Annotated in this window: 18 protein-coding genes; 14 read left to right on the top strand and 4 right to left on the bottom strand. The window is 66.1% G+C overall.

Annotated elements, in window-relative coordinates:
- Positions 1 to 254: 254 nt before the first annotated feature.
- The 9 genes from AABA86_RS26645 (at position 255) to AABA86_RS26605 (ending at position 7,957) form a co-directional block, all read left to right on the top strand.
- Positions 255 to 1,121, top strand: coding sequence for a hypothetical protein (locus tag AABA86_RS26645; RefSeq protein WP_338308965.1), 867 nt, complete (start codon positions 255 to 257; stop codon positions 1,119 to 1,121).
- 121 nt (positions 1,122 to 1,242) lie between these two features.
- Entirely contained in the window at positions 1,243 to 1,950 is a 708-nt protein-coding gene (locus tag AABA86_RS26640) for a GntR family transcriptional regulator (protein WP_338308964.1), read from the top strand.
- A gap of 47 nt (positions 1,951 to 1,997) precedes the next feature.
- Positions 1,998 to 2,960 carry an ABC transporter substrate-binding protein gene (locus AABA86_RS26635; protein WP_212253038.1) on the top strand — a complete coding sequence of 321 codons (963 nt, stop codon included), beginning with the start codon at positions 1,998 to 2,000 and terminating at the stop codon, positions 2,958 to 2,960.
- A 5-nt stretch (positions 2,961 to 2,965) separates the two neighbouring features.
- Positions 2,966 to 3,721 (top strand): ABC transporter permease, encoded by a 756-nt coding sequence (locus AABA86_RS26630; RefSeq protein WP_338308963.1) that lies wholly within the window; start codon positions 2,966 to 2,968, stop codon positions 3,719 to 3,721.
- Complete coding sequence (locus AABA86_RS26625; RefSeq protein ID WP_246551021.1) at positions 3,700 to 4,506, top strand: ABC transporter ATP-binding protein; 807 nt, start codon at positions 3,700 to 3,702, stop codon at positions 4,504 to 4,506. The genes AABA86_RS26630 and AABA86_RS26625 overlap by 22 nt, the downstream gene beginning before the upstream one ends.
- Positions 4,507 to 4,513: 7 nt before the next feature.
- Positions 4,514 to 5,335, top strand: a complete 822-nt coding sequence (locus AABA86_RS26620; protein ID WP_338308962.1) for an ABC transporter permease — start codon at positions 4,514 to 4,516, stop codon at positions 5,333 to 5,335.
- A 9-nt stretch (positions 5,336 to 5,344) separates the two neighbouring features.
- Positions 5,345 to 6,004, top strand: coding sequence for a polysaccharide deacetylase family protein (locus AABA86_RS26615; RefSeq protein ID WP_338308961.1), 660 nt, complete (start codon positions 5,345 to 5,347; stop codon positions 6,002 to 6,004).
- A 3-nt stretch (positions 6,005 to 6,007) separates the two neighbouring features.
- A complete protein-coding gene (locus tag AABA86_RS26610) occupies positions 6,008 to 6,877 on the top strand; it encodes a fumarylacetoacetate hydrolase family protein (RefSeq protein WP_338308960.1) in 870 nt (289 codons plus the stop codon).
- A gap of 36 nt (positions 6,878 to 6,913) precedes the next feature.
- Positions 6,914 to 7,957 carry a cobalamin-independent methionine synthase II family protein gene (locus tag AABA86_RS26605; protein ID WP_338308959.1) on the top strand — a complete coding sequence of 348 codons (1,044 nt, stop codon included), beginning with the start codon at positions 6,914 to 6,916 and terminating at the stop codon, positions 7,955 to 7,957.
- A 33-nt stretch (positions 7,958 to 7,990) separates the two neighbouring features.
- On the opposite strand, the gene AABA86_RS26600 is transcribed toward AABA86_RS26605, so the two are convergent.
- Both AABA86_RS26600 and AABA86_RS26595 read right to left on the bottom strand, forming a co-directional pair.
- Positions 7,991 to 9,271 (bottom strand): Spy/CpxP family protein refolding chaperone, encoded by a 1,281-nt coding sequence (locus AABA86_RS26600; protein WP_338309068.1) that lies wholly within the window; start codon positions 9,269 to 9,271, stop codon positions 7,991 to 7,993.
- Positions 9,272 to 9,454: 183 nt separating this feature from the next.
- Entirely contained in the window at positions 9,455 to 10,525 is a 1,071-nt protein-coding gene (locus tag AABA86_RS26595; protein ID WP_338308958.1) for a LysM peptidoglycan-binding domain-containing protein, read from the bottom strand.
- Positions 10,526 to 10,704: 179 nt separating this feature from the next.
- On the opposite strand from AABA86_RS26595, the gene AABA86_RS26590 reads away from it, so the two are divergent.
- Complete coding sequence (locus AABA86_RS26590; RefSeq protein WP_445083491.1) at positions 10,705 to 11,412, top strand: hypothetical protein; 708 nt, start codon at positions 10,705 to 10,707, stop codon at positions 11,410 to 11,412.
- Positions 11,413 to 11,540: 128 nt separating this feature from the next.
- The gene (locus AABA86_RS26585) at positions 11,541 to 14,201 is read left to right on the top strand and encodes a bifunctional diguanylate cyclase/phosphodiesterase (RefSeq protein WP_338308957.1); all 2,661 of its coding nucleotides are present in this window, start codon (positions 11,541 to 11,543) and stop codon (positions 14,199 to 14,201) included.
- 10 nt (positions 14,202 to 14,211) lie between these two features.
- Here AABA86_RS26585 and AABA86_RS26580 read toward each other — a convergent pair whose 3' ends face one another.
- Both AABA86_RS26580 and AABA86_RS26575 read right to left on the bottom strand, forming a co-directional pair.
- On the bottom strand, positions 14,212 to 15,660 hold the full coding sequence (locus tag AABA86_RS26580; RefSeq protein WP_246551033.1) for an acetyl-CoA hydrolase/transferase family protein: 1,449 nt from the start codon (positions 15,658 to 15,660) through the stop codon (positions 14,212 to 14,214).
- A 242-nt stretch (positions 15,661 to 15,902) separates the two neighbouring features.
- A complete protein-coding gene (locus AABA86_RS26575) occupies positions 15,903 to 16,025 on the bottom strand; it encodes a hypothetical protein (RefSeq protein ID WP_283814295.1) in 123 nt (40 codons plus the stop codon).
- 131 nt (positions 16,026 to 16,156) lie between these two features.
- Between AABA86_RS26575 and AABA86_RS26570 the strand changes: the two genes are divergently transcribed.
- The 3 genes from AABA86_RS26570 (at position 16,157) to AABA86_RS26560 (ending at position 17,838) form a co-directional block, all read left to right on the top strand.
- Complete coding sequence (locus tag AABA86_RS26570; RefSeq protein ID WP_338308956.1) at positions 16,157 to 16,366, top strand: hypothetical protein; 210 nt, start codon at positions 16,157 to 16,159, stop codon at positions 16,364 to 16,366.
- Positions 16,367 to 16,439: 73 nt separating this feature from the next.
- Positions 16,440 to 16,571 (top strand): hypothetical protein, encoded by a 132-nt coding sequence (locus AABA86_RS26565; protein WP_338308955.1) that lies wholly within the window; start codon positions 16,440 to 16,442, stop codon positions 16,569 to 16,571.
- A gap of 127 nt (positions 16,572 to 16,698) precedes the next feature.
- Positions 16,699 to 17,838, top strand: coding sequence for a lactonase family protein (locus tag AABA86_RS26560; protein WP_338308954.1), 1,140 nt, complete (start codon positions 16,699 to 16,701; stop codon positions 17,836 to 17,838).
- The last annotated feature ends 29 nt before the right edge of the window (positions 17,839 to 17,867 follow it).

Here is a 17,867-nt window from a genome sequence, read left to right as displayed (position 1 = left end):
GTAGAACCGCCTCAGCGTGCCCTCACCGGTCGTCACACCCCTACCGCGCGATCTACCGGCTGCGGGATGCCTGAGATCGAACACCTCATCTTCGCCAAACTTCTTCCTGTGGTTATGGGTCCCGGCGTTCCCGGGGACGACAGGGGAGAATGAGGCGACGCCGTTGCCAACAATCCCCTGCCCCCGAACCACATCCCTCCTCCCTGCGACTAACCCTCGCCTCAACGGCGAGGCGACTTTGTTGGGAGCGGCCCGTGGCGTTTGCCTTGCCTTCGCGTGCTTATGATCTGCAGATGCTGGACCGTCCGGTCGACCGTGCGCGCGACCAGGGCTGGGTCTACGGCCTGCCGCCGGGCATTGCGAGCGCGCAATGGCCGCTCGATCCCGTCACCGGCTATCCGCTGATGCACGGTTTCACGCTGCTGCTGCCTGAGGATTATCGCGTGCATGGCGAGGACATCGTCGCATTGTCGTTCTTTGCCACCGCGCCCGATCACAATGACGGCGGCGCGCCCGATGATCCCGAAGTGCGCAACGCGGTGATGGCGCGGCCATCGCATCCGCGGCTTTCGCGCATGACCGATATCCTCGATTACGAATATGCCGCGCTGCTGCTGACGCGCGCCGAATACGAAGGCCCGTTCGCGACGCCGCCCGCGCCGCTGGCGCTGGCGACGGCCGAGCGGCCGCGATGGCTCGATGTCGGCGGCGCCAGCGCGTTCTTCGAGGCTGCTCCGACTTTCGCCAAGAAGATGTTTGCCACCCCGCCACGCACCGATCTCGGCGAGACCCGCGCGATTGGCATGACGGCGCGCGCCGATGATCCCAACGCCGGCAAGGGCCCGCAGGACGAGCACGTTCGCAGCAACCCGCCGACCGGCTACCAGCCCTATTACTACTATGTCGGCGGCAAACCGGGCCGCGACAATTTCCGCCTGCACGAGTGGAGCAAGGACTACGCCCACAACCATCTCGGCGGCACCATGCGGCCGTGCCAGGCGGTGCCCGAGATGAGCCCGTTCTACATCGAGTTCGAGGAATATTTCGGCGGCACCAATTTCGGCGGCGGCAACGCGCAGCTCGACTTCAAGGAGATGAAGTTCGACTGGGCGTGCGGGTGATGGCGGCGAGCGTGCGGCTGCCGCCGACGCTCAACCAGCGAAAAAATCGATTTTCGATTTTCTGTTGACCGCGGGGCGCCGCCTTGCAATCATCGCCCCGATGGGTCCGCTTCAATTCGATATGTCCGGAAACCCCGGGGATGGTCCGCGCAGCCTGACGTCGGCGCTGCACGAGCGGTTGCGCGCCGATATCCTGGCAGCGCGGCTGCTGCCGGCCCAGAAGCTGCACATCGCCGGCCTCGCCAAGCAGTTTTCGGTGAGCCTTGCCGCCGTCCGCGAGGCACTGTCGCGCCTCGTCGCCGACGGCCTGGTGCAGGCCTCGGACCAGCGCGGCTTCCGCGTCAGCCCGGTGTCGCTCGCCGATCTCGCCGACGTGACGCAGACCCGGATCGACATCGAGGGGCTTGCGCTGCGACGCTCGATCGAGCGGGGCGACGATGCCTGGCTCGCATCGGTGAAGTCGACCTGGGCGGATCTGAAAGCCGTCCCCTATCACTATCCCGATGATCCCACGGTGCATTACGAGGAATGGGTGATCCGTCACCGCATTTTCCACCGTGCGCTGGTCAACGCCTGCGGCTCGCCATGGCTGCTCGGCTTCCGCGACGTGTTGCACGAGCAAAGCGAGCGCTATCGGCGTCTGTCGATCCGTCGCGAGCCCGGCGTCAAGCCGCGCGACGTCGCGGCCGAGCACGCGGCGATCGTCGCTGCCGTGACGAAGCGCGACGCGGATGCGGCAGTTCGCGCCTTGTCGAAGCATTTCGGCACCACCAAGGAGTTCGTCGAGCTCGCCGCCTCGCGCATCGCGGAGGTGAGCCGCACGACCTGACGATCCCCAAAAATTCGGCACAAAAAAAGACAGACCGGGAGGAAACAATGAAGATCAATCGCCGTCATGCGCTCCTATCGCTCGCCGCCGCCGCAATCCTCGCCGGCCCTGCGAGCGCCGCCGACACCATCCGCGTCGGCCTGCCCACGAAAACCTACTGGCCGACGACGATCGCCGAGACGGCGGTGCGGCAAAAGCTGTTCGAGAAGGAAGGCATCCAGGCCGAGCTGACCATCTACCGCAGCGGCGCCGAGACCTTCGAGGGCATGGCCGCAGGCGCGGCCGACATCATCCTCGATCCGCCGTCGCTGGTCTCCGCCGGGCGCAAGAAGGGCGTGATGTCGCGCATCGTCGCCAACGCCGCGATGGGCAATTTCGGCTGGCAGTTGATGGTGCCGACCAAATCGACGCTCGAGGTCAAGGACCTCAACGGCAAGAAGGTGGCGATCACCGCGGCCGGCTCGGGCTCCGACCTGCTGGCGCTGTGGACCATCCAGGACAAGAAGATCGATTTCACGCGCGTGCCCGTCGGCGGCGGCGGCCTGGTGCCGAACCTCCTGGCCGGCAATGTCGAGGCCGCCGTGGTCTATTCGCCGCTGAGCTTCCAGATCTCGAAATCCGGCGAAGCCAAGACCATTCTCGACTACGCGACCGCGGTTCCGCCGAACCTCACCGCGGGCTGGATCGTGCTCGACAAGCTCGCCGAGGCCAAGCCTCAGCTGGTGCAGAAAGCGGTGAACGCCCTCTATGGCGCGGTCGCGTTCATGCGGGCCAACCGCGACGTCACCGTCAAGCTGATCGCCGAGCTCTACGAAATGCCGCCGGAGATCGCCGGCCTCGAATACGACAACACCATCATGAAGCTGGAGACCAGCGGCGACATGGGCGCGGCCAATGTCAGCGCCGCCGTGCAGCTCTCGCTCGATCTCGCCAAGCTCGGCGGGCTCAAGGACATCGTGCCGGTCGAGGACGTGATCTCGACCAAGTTCAAGCCCGTCCCGACCAAGTAGCAGCGATGCAGGGCACGCTCGTCATCAACCTCGCGCGGATCGCGATCATCGTCGCGGTCCTGGCGCTGTGGGAGGTGCTGTCGCGCACCGGCATCGTCAATCCGCGGCTGCTGCCGTCGGCGTCCGACACGTTCGTGACGCTCGGTGATCTTCTGCGCCGCGCGGCGGTGCAGAAGGATTTGATGGTCACCGCGACCGAGGTGTTGACGGCGTTCGCGCTGGCGGTGCCCTTCGGCGCGTTGATCGGCTTCCTCGTCGCGGAGAACCGCTACTTTGCCGATGTCGCCAAGCCGCTGCTGTTCTTCGCCTTCAGCATCCCGAAATCGATCTTCCTGCCGATGTTCATCCTGGTGTTCGGCGTCGGCTTTGCCCAGAAGGTCGGCTTCGGCTTCTTCTCGACGATCTTCATCGTGATCATGTCGACCACGACGGCGGTCGAGTCGGTCAAGGTCGAGCATCTGACGGTGGCGCGCTCCTATGGCGCCACGCGGATTCAGACCGCGTTCCGCGTCTATCTGCCGAGCATGCTGCCGGTGCTGCTGGAGGCGTTGCGGATCTCCATGATCTTCAACCTCACCGGCGTGATCCTCGCCGAGATGTACGCCTCGCGCGACGGCATCGGCCACCAGATCGCGACCTGGGGCGAGAACTTCCAGATGAAGCAGCTCCTCGCCGGCGTCGTGATGGTCGCCGCGATCGCCATGACCTTCAATGAACTTGTCAGATGGGTGGAAACGCGATGCAGCCATTGGCGAACGTGACCCAATTGAAGCCCGCCGCGCGCGCCGGCGCGATCGAGGTGAAGAATGTCGGCCAGGTGTTCAAGACAAGGTCGCAGGACGTCGTCGCGCTGGAGGACGTCTCGCTCGACATCAAGCCCGGCCGCTTCGTCGTGCTGGTCGGCCCCAGCGGCTGCGGCAAGTCGACTCTTCTGATGATGATGGCGGGGCTGCGCCAGCAGACCGCGGGCACCATCACCATCAACGGCGCGCCGATCCTGCAGCCAGACCCCGACAGGGTCGGCGTGGTGTTCCAGGAGGCGAGCCTGTTTCCCTGGCTGACGGCCGAGGACAATGTCGAGTTTCCGCTGGCGCTGCGCGGCGTGCCCAAGGCCGAGCGCCGCGCCAAGGCGCAGGATGCGCTCAAGCTGGTCGGGCTCGACGGTTTCGGCAGGCGCCATCCGCACGAGCTCTCGGGCGGCATGAAGCAGCGCGTCTCGATCGCGCGCGGGCTGGTGCAGGATCCGCCGGTGCTGCTGATGGACGAGCCGTTCGCGGCGCTCGACGAGCAGACGCGCATGACCATGGGCGACGAGCTGCTGCGCATCTGGGCTGCGACCGGCAAGACGGTCGTGTTCGTCACGCACAGCCTCACCGAAGCCGTCTATCTCGCCGACGAGGTGATCGTGATGTCGGCGCGGCCCGGCCGGATCGTGGACCATCTTCAGGTCCAGCTGCCGCGGCCCCGCACCTACGAGATGCTCAGCGGCGATGCGTTCGGCAGCCTGCGCGACCGCATCTGGCGGCACATCCGCAAATCGGCGTGAGACGATCATGAGCGCCAGGATCAGTGCGAGAGTAAGTGCAAAGACGTTGCGATATCTGATCGTGATCGGCCTGATCGGCTTGTGGGAGCTGCTGCCGCGCACGGGGCTCATTCCCGAGCTGTTCCTGCCCTCGCTGTCGTCCACGCTGATCGCCGGATGGACCGACGCGGGTGAATACGGTCATGCGCTCGCGGTCACGCTCTACGAGGTCGTGGTCTCCATGGCGTTCGCCTGCGGCGGCGGCATCGTGCTCGGCGCCGTCGTCGGCAGCCTGCCGCGCCCGCGCGTGCTGATCATGCCGATGGTGTCGAGCCTCTACGCGGTGCCGCTGGTGATCCTCTATCCCGTCTTCACCGTGTGGCTGGGCATCGGCTCGGAATCCAAGATCGCGTTCGCCTCGATCTACGGCTTCCTGCCGACCATGCTCGCGACCGCCGCCGGCATCCAGACCATCGATCCGCAGCTCCTGCTCGCGGCGCGCAGCATGGGCGCGACGCTGAGCCAGCGGCTGGTCCGCGTCATCATCCCTGCGGCGATCCCGACCGTGCTGTCCGGCCTGCGTGTCGGCGGCGCGCTGGTGATCGTCGGCGTGGTGGTCTCGGAGATGCTGATCTCCTCGGCTGGCATCGGCTATTTGATCTCGCGCTACCGCACCATCCTCGACAGCCCGCACGTGTTCGCGGGCGTGCTGCTCGTGCTGTTCCTCGCGATCGGCTTCAACGCCGTGATCCGGTGGATCGAGCGCAAGGCGGCGATCTGGCAGACCGGCACCCGCGCCGGCCAGGCCAACGACGACATCGCGACGGGCGCGATGCAGCCGGCGACCTGAGGTAGCTGCGTGTACGACCTGACCCTGACATTCGACAACGGCCCCGATCCCGATGTGACGCCGCGCGTGCTCGACATTCTGGCCGCGCGCGGGATCAAGACCACCTTCTTCGTCATTGGCGAGAAGCTCGCCGACCCCGAGCGGCGCGGCCTTGCGGAGCGCGCGCACCGCGAGGGGCACTGGATCGGCAACCACACCTTCACGCACAGCATTCCGCTTGGCGAGCAATCCGGGCGCGATACTGCGGAGAACGAGATCGGCCGCACGCAAGACGCGATTGGCGATCTCGCGCATCCGCAGCGCTGGTTCCGGCCGTTCGGCGGTGGTGGCAATCTGGACACGCGGCTGCTCAAGCCGTCCGTCGTCGACTATCTCACGCACAAGAAGCACAGCTGCGTGCTCTGGAATGCCATCCCGCGCGACTGGGACGACCCCGATGGCTGGACCGAGCGCGCGCTCGAGCAATGCAGCCGGCAGCCCTGGACGCTCATGGTGCTGCACGATCTGCCGACCGGCGCGATGGCGCATCTGGAACGCTTTCTCGACCGCGCCGATGCGGCCGGCGCCCGCTTCCGCCAGGATTTCACGCCGACATGCGTTCCGATCCGGGGCGGCGAGATCGCGCTTCCGATCAACGACTATGTTTCCTCCATCGAAGAGAGTGTTTGACCCATGAAAGTCGCAAGCTTCACCATCGCGGGCACCGCGAGCTATGGCATCGTCACCGACAAGGGTGTCATCGATGCCGGCAAGCGCCTCAAGGCCTATCCGACGCTGAAGGCGCTGCTGGCGAAGGGCTCGCTCGACGAGTTGAAGAAGCTCATCGCCGAGAAGCCCGACTACGCATTGCAGGACGTCGCGCTGCTGCCGACGGTCCCCGATCCCGACAAGATCTTCTGCATCGGCGTCAACTACGCCACGCATTTGGCCGAGAGCGGCCACCCGACGCCGGCGCATCCGATGATCTTCACCCGCTTCGCCAACAGCCAGGTCGGCCATGGCCAGCCGATGATCCGGCCGCTGGAATCCGAGCGGTTCGACTATGAGGGCGAAATGGCCGTCATCATCGGCAAGGCCGGCCGCCGCATCGCGCGTGAAGCTGCGCTCGGCCATGTCGCCGGTTATGCCTGCTACAATGACGGCAGCATCCGCGATTGGCAGCGCCACACCTCGCAATTCGCGCCGGGCAAGAATTTTGCCGGCACCGGCGGCTTCGGGCCGTGGATGGTCACGACCGACGAGCTGACCGATGTCGCCGCGCAGACGCTGATCACACGGCTCAACGGCGTCGAGGTGCAGAAGGCACCGATCTCCGACCTCGTCTTCGACGTGCCGGCCCTGATCGCCTATTGCTCGACCTTCACCGAGCTGGTGCCCGGCGACGTGATCGTGACAGGCACGACCGGCGGCGTCGGGGCCTATCGCACGCCGCCGCTGTGGATGAAGGGCGGCGACGTCGTCGAGATCGAAATCTCGGGCATCGGCATCCTGCGCAATCCCGTCAAGGACGAGGGTGCGGCCGCGGCAACGCGCGCGGCCTGACCAATCGCGTTCAATAACAACAAGAAGGAGAACCCCATGCCCATGCCGACGCACATCCTGCCGACCACCGTGGTCGGCTCCTATCCGCAGCCGGAATGGCTGGTGAATCGCGCCATGCTGTCGAAGGTGGTGCCGCGCACCCGCCTGCACGACATGTGGCGGCTGCCGGCGGAGCATCTGGAGGAAGCGCAGGACGATGCCACCATCGTCGCGATCCGCGACATGGAGCGTGCCGGCATCGATATCGTGACCGACGGCGAGATCCGCCGCGAGAGCTACTCCAATCGTTTCGCCACCGCGCTCGACGGCATCGACGGGGACAACCCCGCGATGATCGTGGCGCGCACCGGCAACACAAAGACGCCGGTGCCGCGCGTCGTCGGCCCGATCAGGCGCGAAGGCCCGGTCGAGCTGCATGACATGCAGTTCCTGCGCAAAAACACCGAGCGTGCGGCGAAGATCACCCTTCCCGGCCCGTTCACGATGAGCCAGCAGGCCAAGAACGAGTTCTACAAGGACGAGGAAGAGCTGGCGATGGCGCTCGCCGAAGCCGTCAATGCCGAGGCGCTCGATCTGCAAAAGGCCGGCGCCGACGTGATCCAGCTCGACGAGCCCTGGGTGCGCAACAATCCAGACCTCGCCAAGCGCTATGCCGTCAAGGCGATCAACCGCGCCCTGCAAGGGATCACGGTGCCGACCGTGGTGCATCTCTGCTTCGGCTATGCGGCCGTCGTGCCCGGCTCGAACAAGCCGGCCGGCTATTCCTTCCTGGCCGAGCTCGACGACACCATCGCCGACCAGATCTCGATCGAGGCGGCGCAGCCGAAGCTCGACCTCGGCGTGCTCAAGGATTTGTCGTCGAAGAAGATCATGCTCGGCGTGCTCGACCTTGCGGATCCCGCGATCGAGAGCGTCGATACCGTCGCCGATCGCATCCGCAACGGGCTCAAGCACGTGTCGCCCGATCGTCTGATCCCCGCGCCCGATTGCGGCATGAAATACATGCCGCGCGCGACCGCGTTCGGGAAGCTGAAGGCCATGTGCGATGCGGCCGCGAAGGTCAGGCGGGAGATTAGCTAACCGATTTCACGGGGAGGCGTCTCGCCGTCGGCCTCACGCGCCGCGCTTCGGCCCGATCGCCTCGAAGCCGGCCTTCTGCTCGTCGCTCAGATCGGCCTCGAAATCGTCGAGCGCATCGGTGACGCCGTTCACCGCTTGCAACATCGTCTGCAGCCGCGCTTTCACGGCGGTGAGGCGGGCCTGTGGTGTCTCCGGCGTCTGTGACGGGCAGGCGCTGAGCGTTTCCATGGTGCGCAAGGTGGTGTCCTGGAGCACCTCGAGGCGGGCGCGGGCGGTGTCGTCGAGGCGGAGCGTCGATGCGATGTCGCCTGCCGGCCATTGCTGCTGCACGAGCTGCTCGTACTGACGCTGCAGCTTTTCGTCATAGCGGGGATCGCTGTTGGGGTCGCAGGCGCTCGAGGCCTGCGCATCCTTGCTCGTATCTTTGCGCTGCATGGCCGCAAGCGCGGCACGACGGTCCTTGGAGAGCGCCTCGAGCTTTGCCTTCTGGCCGTCGTCGAGCAAACCTGTGAACTTCGACAGCGGCGCCTCGATGGCGTCGGTTGCCTTGATCATGGCCTCGAGGCGCGCCTGCATCAGCCCCAGCCGCTCCAATGCGCTGGCGGGCGCCTGCGCCAGGCAGGCGGCGCGGATGGTGTCGCGCGCATTGGTCCAGGCGGTCGCGAGCTCGTCGAGCGCCACGCGCTGCAATTCGTTCGGCTGCAGGGCGCTGGCGATGCGGTCGACCGGCAGGCCGCCGGTGTCGCTGGCCTCGCACAGGGTCTCCGCGGTCGGGACTCGTCGTCCGCGCCGGCCTTGCGATGCGGTGTAGGCCGCGAGCTCGGTCGCCGCATAGGGCGCGAAGATCGCGGCATAGATATCGCCATAGCCGTAGAGCGAGAGGCTGGTTGCATCGCCGAAGATGACGGCATTGGTGAGGTCGTCATGCGCGAACGGCCAGAACACCGGGCCGACCCAGCCGTAACTGCCGTCGGGATGGCGCCACCAGCCTTGTGGGCGGCGACCGCCCTGCCAGCCCGACAACGCCGCTTGCGCCGTGAGCGCGGCACGCAGGACGTAAGGATTGGAAGGTTGGCCGCGCTCGGCCCCGCGCGAATCTTGACGAGGATCCTGCGATCTCAACGCGGCGGAGCGATATCGGCCACCCCGTACCGCCATGCGGGAATGACGCAAGCGCGACATGCCGATCACGTGGCCGACGGCGAAGCGTGCGACGCCAAGCGGACCGCCGCGCAATCCGAACTGCGCTTCGGCCTTACCAGGCAGCAGCACTGCCGCAATCAGGATGGTCGCGCCCGCCAGCGCCAGTCCCATGCGTCCTGACACGACCGCTGGCTTGACCAATTCGGCCTCCTCCCGGCTGCCCGCGCGCACTGCGGCGCATCGAGATGACGCGCGAGGGAACCAATTGTTCCCCGGGGGGATACAGGGCAAAGCGTCGCGGGCGGCGGCTGACGTCATTCCGCTCGCGGGAGAAGGAGGAGAAAGACAGCGCCCTCACTCCGCCTTTTGCGGCATCACAAACGTCTGGCCGGGATAGATCAGATTGGGATTGTGGATCTTGTCGCGGTTGGCCTTGAAGATCACGGCGTAGCGGGCGCCGTCGCCATAGGCGAGCCGGCTGAGCGCCCACAGGCTGTCGCCGCGGGAGATCACCCGGCTGCCTGTCTCTGCCGGCGCGGCGCTGAGGACGTCCGCCGGCGAGGCCGATGCAACGGTCGTCGCCGCCGGCGCCCGCGCCATGACCCGGGGTTTCGGCGCACCGACCAGCCTCGGCCGGGCCGCCTGCCTGTCGGATGCCGAGGCCAGATGCGGCGAGGTCGACGGCAGGGACGCCACGACATCCGATTTGTCGTCCGGCTTCTCGGCCTGCTTGGCGTCTTGCCGCACGTCTTGCCTCGCGACCGGCGCCGGACGCGCGGGCGGCGGCGCCGTCTCGGTGATGGTCACCGGCATGGTCCGGCCGGACTGCGTGACCGTGCCGTCCGGCGCCCTGGCGCGGAGCGTCAGTTCATAGGAGCCGGCGGGAAGCTGCGGCGGGGTCATCACGAACTGGCCGGAGGCGTCGGCGACCACCGTATCGAGCGGCTTGCCGTCGCGCAGCAGCTCGACCTTGGCACCCGGCGCGGCCTGGCCCGCAATCACCGCCGCCTCGCCGTGATCGTCGACGCGGGCGACGTCGAAACGGGGGCCGGTGTCGGCGACCGCCGGCGGCGGCTTGACCGGTGCGAGATCGGGCAGTGCCGTGACCTGCTTCTGGGTCTCGCCCAGCGCGGCCACCTTCGGCTCGGGAGCCGGGGCCGCCGCGGGCGCAGGCGGCGCGATGGCGGCAAGCTTTGGCTGGTCCGGTTTGGGCTGTTCCGGTTTGGGCTGTTCCGGTTTCGGCTCGGGCTTGAGGTCGACCTTGGCCTCGACCTTTGGTTCGACCTTGGACTCGGGTTTGGCGGCGACGGCGGTCTTGGTCCCGTCCGGCAGCAGGCGGCGCAGCTCGGTCGGGCCGATCACCAGCACCGTGCCGACCAGTGCAAGCAGGCAAAGAGCAATGAAGGCCTTGGATGCGGTCATCATCGGAAAAGAACCTTGGGTGGCAAATCAACCGAGGGAGGCAGGGTGCGCCGAATTGGCTGCGGCAGCAAGACGTTCGATGGGATGAGACTCCGTCCCGGCGCCCAGGGATGAACCGGCGCCACCCCGCCGGCGTCAAACCACGCGAGGCCGCATCGCGGCATTTTTTGAGGAATTTTCCCGTGACCGCATTTCGCCGTTCCGCCCCAAGTCTGGCCCTCGGGCTGGCGCTTGCCCTGATGCTCGCTGCCGCCCCCGCACTCGCGGCCTCCGGCCCGCCGCCAGGCTTCGTCCTCTCCGAGAGGCCCGAGTTCGCCTTCACCTCGCCCGACGGCGCCACCAAGCTCGAGCAGTACATGAAGGACAGTGAAGACCTTTTCGGCGTCAAATGGCAGGTCTGGGCGCGGCGCGGGGATCAGATGACGGAGCTGAAGCCCGAGCAGGGCTATGGCGCCGGCTTCCGCTTCACCAGCGACTCGCAATGGCTGGTGCGCATGCAGAAGACTGGCTCGGGCTCGCAGGACCTCTTTCTCTACCATGTCGAGAACGGGAAGTTCGTAAGCGCAACGAAGAAGTCGCTCGGCGATCTCGCTTGGGACTATTTCCACAGCCGGTCCGACACGAAGAAGATGAAGCTCGACTACCACATCTCGGCCAATCTCATGAAAGGCACGGAGGATGGGTATCGCTGGCTCGGCGTCGACTGGCCCAACAACCGCTACCTGCTGATCTCGCTGTCAGGCGAAATGGACAAGCATCCGAAGAACGTCGCCGTGAAGGGGCTCGCCGACTGGAAATGCCGCTATGACCTCAAGACCGGCAAGTTCGATGTCCCGGCGATGTTCGCCAAGGGCAATGCGGAAGCGCTTGAATGGGAGATCAAGCGGTGAGTGCAACGCAATCGCCGCGAGCGCTGGAACCAACCCTCTGATTTCGTTCCGATTCATAGTTTCCTAACCCTCGCTGGTAACGGGGTCTTGTCGGTTTTGCTGCATCTTGCATCCCACGGGAGGGCTGGATGGGCAGATCGATCCGATGGACCGCGCGCATGCGCGCGCTGCTGCGTCGCTGGCGGGGAGCGCCACTGACATGGCTGATCGTCGGCGGCTTCGTGCTGATGGCCGCGACCGCAATCGGCACCGCGCTCACCGTCGACCGCTTCCGGCAGAATGCGATCGAGAGCGGCCGCGACAGCCTTGAAAATTCCGTGCGCCTGCTGGCCCGGCATTTCGACCGCGAGTTCGAGGATTTCGCGGTGCTCCAGAAGAGCATCATCACCGAGCTCGAGAGCCGCGGCATCGAATCCGCCGACATCTTCCGCAGCGAGATGGGCACGCTGGCCATGCACGAGGTGCTGCGTGCGAAAGCCAGCGGCTGGACCGACGTCGCCGGCGCCAATCTGTTCGATTCCAGGGGCATGCTGATCAACTCGTCGCGGCGCTGGCCGGTCGCCGACGTCTCGGTCGCGGACCGCGGCTACTTCAACCGCCTCAAGAACGATCCGACCGCGCAGGAAGACGTGGAGGTGGTGAACGGCCGGCTCGGCAGCGGGCCGGCGATCGTGTTCGCGCGGCGCGTGTCCGGCCCGCATGGAGAATTCCTCGGGCTGGTCTCGCGCGCGATCGTGCCCGAGCAGCTCGAATCCTTCTTCGCCTCGACCGGGCTCGGCGAGGACTCCTCGATCGCGATGCACCACCAGAACGGCCAATTGCTGGCGCGCGTTCCGCGTGTCGATGCGATGATCGGGCAGAACTTTCGCAAGGGCACGCCGGAGCAGGTGGCAGTGTTCGACCGCACCTTCGTCACCATGCAGCTCGCCAGCCCGATCGACGGCAAGGACCGCATCGTCGCCTCGCGCCTCCTCGCCGGCGAGCCGCTGGTCGTGGTCGCGACCAAATCGCTGGATGCGACGCTTGCGACCTGGCGCACGCAGACGAAATTCTTCGTCACCGTCGCCGTGCTGTCGATCGGCCTGCTGGTGCTCACGCTGTTCCTGATCTTCCGCCAGGTGACGAACCGGCTCTCGCTCGAAAAGCAGCGGCTCGACACCGCGATGAACACGATGACGCAAGGGCTCCTGATGTTTGATCAGGACGAGCGGCTGATCGTCTGCAACCGGCGCTACATCGAGATGTACGGCCTGTCCGCCGACGTGGTGAAGCCCGGCGCCACTTTCCGCGACGTGATCCGGCACCGCCATGACACCGGCTCGTTCCACGGCGACGTCGGGGCCTATTGCGACGACATTTTGAGCCATGTCGGGCGCACCCAGAGCACCATCGTGGAGACCGCGGACGGCCGCCTGATCGAGATCAAGAACCAGCCCGGCGCTGCCGGCGGCTGGCTCGCGACCCTTGACGACGTCACCGCGCGCATCCGTGCCGACGAGCGCATCGCGCATATGGCGCATTACGACGCGCTGACCGACTTGCCCAACCGCGTGCTGCTGCGCGGTCATCTGGAGCGGCGCGTGGCGGAGCTTGCCCAAGGCAAGCCGTTCGCCATCCTCTATATCGACGTCGACGAGTTCAAGGGCGTCAACGATTCGCTGGGACACGAGGTCGGCGACGAATTGCTGCGGCAGGTGGCGGTGCGCCTGCGCGCCTGCGTCAGCGGCAACGACCTCGTCGCGCGGCTGGGCGGCGACGAGTTTGCCATCGTCAAGGCCGCGACCTGCGATCCGGCCGAGCTGTCGGCGCTGGCGGAGGATATCCTCAAGGCGTTGCGTGCTCCGGTGGATTGCAAGGGCCAGGACATTCCGACCGATGCCAGCATCGGCATCGCGATCGCGCCCGACCACGGCGACAATCTCGACGATCTGCTCAAGCGCGCCGATCTTGCGATGTACGCGGCGAAGTCGGAGGGACGCCGCACCTACCGCGTCTTCACGCCGGAATACGACGCCAAGGCGAGGCTGCGCCGTCAGCTCGAGCTCGACCTGCGCCAGGCGCTGGCTCGCGGCGAGTTCGAGGTGCACTACCAGCCGCTGGTCGACCTCGCGGCCGACGTCGTGACCGGCTGCGAAGCGCTGCTGCGCTGGCGCCATCCCGAGCGCGGCATGGTCTCGCCGGCGGACTTCATTCCCGTCGCCGAAGACACCGGACTGATCGGCGAGATCGGCGAATGGGTGCTGAAGCAGGCCTGCCATGAGGCCGCGTCCTGGCCCGGCCAGATTCACATTGCCGTCAACGTCTCGCCAGTGCAGTTCCGCTCGCGGACGCTGGCGCTGAAGGTCGCAGCGGCGCTCGCGGAATCAGGACTTGCGCCCGGCCGGCTCGAGCTCGAGATCACCGAGACCGTGCTGATCCGCGACGACGAGGAGGCGCTGACGATCCTGCAGCAGCTGCGCGAGCTCGGCGTGCGCATCGCGCTCGACGATTTCGGCACCGGCTATTCGTCGCTGAGCTATCTGCACCGCTTCCCGTTCGACAAGATCAAGATCGACCGCAGCTTCATCAGCGACATCGGTCAATCCGAGGATTCCTCCCCGATCGTGCAGGCCGTGGTGCACATGGCGGCCGCGCGCCACATGGCGACGACCGCCGAAGGCGTCGAGACCGAAGCCCAGCGCGAGGTGCTGCGCCAGCTCGGATGCAGCCAGATGCAGGGCTGGCTGTTCAGCCCCGCCGTGCCGGCGGCGAAGCTGAGACAGCTCTTGTCGGTGCAGGCGGCGGCTTGACGTGCGCTCTTCAGCCCGTCGCCTTGATCATGCGGAAGGCTTCGTCGAGCAGATGCGGCGTGTGCTTTCCGGACGACAGAATGCAGGCGCGATCGAAATAGTCCTGGAGCGCCGGCCGGAATGACGGATGCGCCGCATTGCCGATGATGCTTGCCGCGCGCTGCTTGGGCGACAGGCCGCGCAGATCGGCGAGGCCCTGCTCGGTCACGATGATCTGCACGTCATGCTCGGTGTGATCGACGTGGGTGACCATCGGCACGATGGCCGAGATCGATCCGCCCTTCGCGGTCGACGGCGTCATGAAGATCGAGAGATAGGCGTTGCGGGAGAAATCGCCGGAGCCGCCGATGCCGTTCATGATGGCGCTGCCACGAATATGGGTCGAGTTGACGTTGCCGTAGATGTCGGCCTCGATCATCCCGTTCATGGCAATGACGCCGAGCCGCCGGATGACCTCCGGATGGTTTGATATCTCTTGCGTGCGCAGCACGATCTTGTTCTTCAGCCTGTCGATCTCGCTGTTGAATTGCCTGGTCGCTTCTGCGCTGAGCGACAGCGCGGTGGCGGACGCGAGCATCATGCGGTCCGAGCGCAGCAGGTTCAGCATGCCGTCCTGCAGCACCTCGGTGTAAGCCGTCAGCCGGCCGAAAGGACCGGCATCGAGGCCCGCCATCACGGCATTGGCGACATTGCCGACCCCGGACTGGATCGGCAGCAATTCCGGCGGCAGCCGGCCGCGGCGAACCTCATGGCCGAGAAAATCGAGAATATGGCCGGCGATCGCCTTTGATGTGGCGTCGGGCGCGGTGAAGGTCGTGTCGCGGTCCGGAGCATTGGTCTCGACCACGGCAATGACTTTGTTCGGATCGCAGCGAAACGCGGTCTCTCCGATCCTGTCGCCGGGCGAGACGATCGGGATGGGCTTGCGATGCGGCGGCAGCCTCGTGCCATAGTAGATGTCGTGCATGCCGTGCAGGGCTGTGCTGACGCCGGAATTGACCTCGAGGATGATGTGGTCGGCCTGGTCCAGCCAGGTCTTGTTGTTGCCGACGGAGGCCGAGGGCACCAGACTGCCGTCCGGCAGGATGGCGGTGACCTCGATCAGCGCGACGTCCAGATGCCCGAGAAAGCCGAACCAGGCGAACTGCGCGACATGGCTGAGATGGAGGTCGATGTAGTCCATCGCACCGGCATTGATGCGCTCACGCGTGACGGGATCGGACTGATAGGGCAAGCGCAACTCGATGCCGTCGACCTTGGCGAGCGCGCCATCCAGCTCGGGCGCGGTCGAGGCGCCGGTCCACACGCCGATCCGAAGCTGGTCGCCGCGCGCATGCGCCTGTTCGATCCGGCGCGCCAGCGCCATCGGAACGGCCTTCGGATGTCCGGATCCGGTGAAGCCGCTCATGCCGACATTCGCGCCGTGTGGCACCAGCGTCGCGGCCTCGTCAGCGGACATGATTTTCGAACGGAACGCCGGCGCCGAGATTCGCGAATGATCGATGGACACTTCAACCTCACAGATTGCGCGAAGTCTCCATGAAACGGGCCGGCTCTACATGATCTAGGTCAAACCCGTGATGCGGTGCGGTCGAGCCGGACGAGGCCCGGCTACGGAGGCGAATCCGGACCGACCTCGGCCGGCGGACTTCCCCGTTGAGGCGAAGCCACGATCGAGCGGGCTTCAACAGATGCGATGGCTCACATCTGCCGTCTGGCAGCCTGCACTTCGACAAACTCGGAATCGGGGTGGCTGACGATGGTGGCGACCATGATGCCGCTGATGATCAGCGACCAGGCGGTGTTCCAATAAATCCAAAACACGAGCCAGCCTCCGTTTTCCATCTCTCACGCCTGCGGGAACAGGTAACGGCAAAGCGATGCCGCGGTTCCCAACACGAGGCGCGGCAGGACCGCGCGGCACGGCGCTATTTTGATTTGGTCGGCGGCGAGGTGTGATCGGTTTGGCCGGTGTGGCGCTTTGCCACGACGTCCTCATCGTGTTCGCCTTGGTGCGGTCGTGGCGGCGACTTCGGGAGGCCGGCCTGACCACCATGCTTGCCACCCATGTCGGGCTTGCCTTCAAGATCGTTTGCGCGGGGCATGCGGGTTCAATGCGCTCGCGCGGCTTTGGTTCGCACGGCGCCGGCCGATTTCGGCTGTGAACGAGTTCATAGGATTGCCGCGGTTTGCGGTGCACGATCGAGCGCCCGGGACCTTCATGACGAATTCGACCTGATGCGAAAACGGCTCATCACCTGGACCATCCTGACATCCGCGCTGGTTGCGGTCGGCGTGTGGACCGTGCTCGGGCCGCCCGGCCACTCCTCCCGGGCGCAGCTGCCCTCGCGCACGGCGGCGGTGCGGTAGCCTCTCCGGCGACCGATACAATTTCGGCATCGATCGATCCCAATTGGAATTTGGTGCGGCGGCGCGCCGCCCGCTATCCTCGCTGGCAAAACGACAAGGCCGCGACCGGCCCGCGAGGAGGAGCCCAATGTTGAGACCGACCCGACGCATCACATCCAAAGCGCCACGCGCTGCGATCGCCACCACCCTCACCTTCCTCGCCCTCGTTTCTGGAGTCCGCGCCGGCATGGCCGAGACCTTCGCCTATGTCGGCAACGCCGACAGCAACGACATCAGCGTATTCAAGATGACCGAGAGCGGCGAGATGATTCCGGTGCAGACGGCCGCCTTCAAGGGCGTCGACAAGCCCGGCTCTTCGACGCCGCTCGCGATCACGCCCGACCACCGCGTGCTGATTGCCGGCATCCGCTCGCAGCCATTCCAGACGATCAGCTTTGCGATCGATCCCAAGACGGGCCAGCTCAGTCCTATCGGCAACGGACCGCTCGCCGACAGCATGGCGAATATCGCCGTCGACCGCAGCGGCAAGTTCCTGTTCAGCGCCTCCTATGGCGGCAACAAGGTCGCGCTGAATCCGCTTCTTGCAAACGGCGTCGCCGGCGAGCCGAAGCAGGTGATCCCGACCGGGCTGAACGCGCACGCCTTCCTGCCCTCGCCCGACAACCGCTTCGTGTTCGCGACCAATCTCGGCTCCGACCAGGTGCTGGGCTTCGCGTTCGATGCCACGGCCGGCACGCTGACGCCGAACGATCCGCCGGCCCACAAGGTGCCGGAGAAATCCGGACCGCGGCACTTCGTATTCCACCCCAACGGCAAGTTCGTCTATCTCGTCCATGAGCTGAACGGCGACGTCGCGGCGTTCACCTATGAGGCCAGGAGCGGCGCCTGGGACGAAATCCAGCGCACCACCGCGCTGCCGGAAGGCTTCAATGGCAAAGAGTCTGGCAAGAAACCTTGGGCCGCCGACATCCACATCACCTCGGACGGCCGCTTCCTCTACGCCTCCGAGCGCACCACCAACACGCTCACCGCCTACAAGGTCGACGCCACCAGCGGCAAGCTGACCACGATCGGCAGCGTGCCGACCGAGAAGCAGCCGCGCGGCTTCCACATCGATCCCTCCAGCCGCTACCTCGCCGCGGTCGGCGAGCTCTCCGACAGCATGACGGTCTATGCGATCGACCAGGGCAGCGGCGCACTGGCCAAGCTGAAATCCTATCCCACCGGCAAGAAGCCGAACTGGGTGGAGTTCCTGACCCTGCCATAAGGGGGGCGCCACCACCGACCTACGTAATC

The organism is Bradyrhizobium sp. TM233 (assembly GCF_036247965.1).
Taxonomy (GTDB): Bacteria; Pseudomonadota; Alphaproteobacteria; order Rhizobiales; family Xanthobacteraceae; genus Bradyrhizobium; species Bradyrhizobium ottawaense.
The sequence above is the reverse complement of the archived record's forward strand: the minus strand, read 5'-3'. Positions and strand labels throughout refer to the sequence as shown.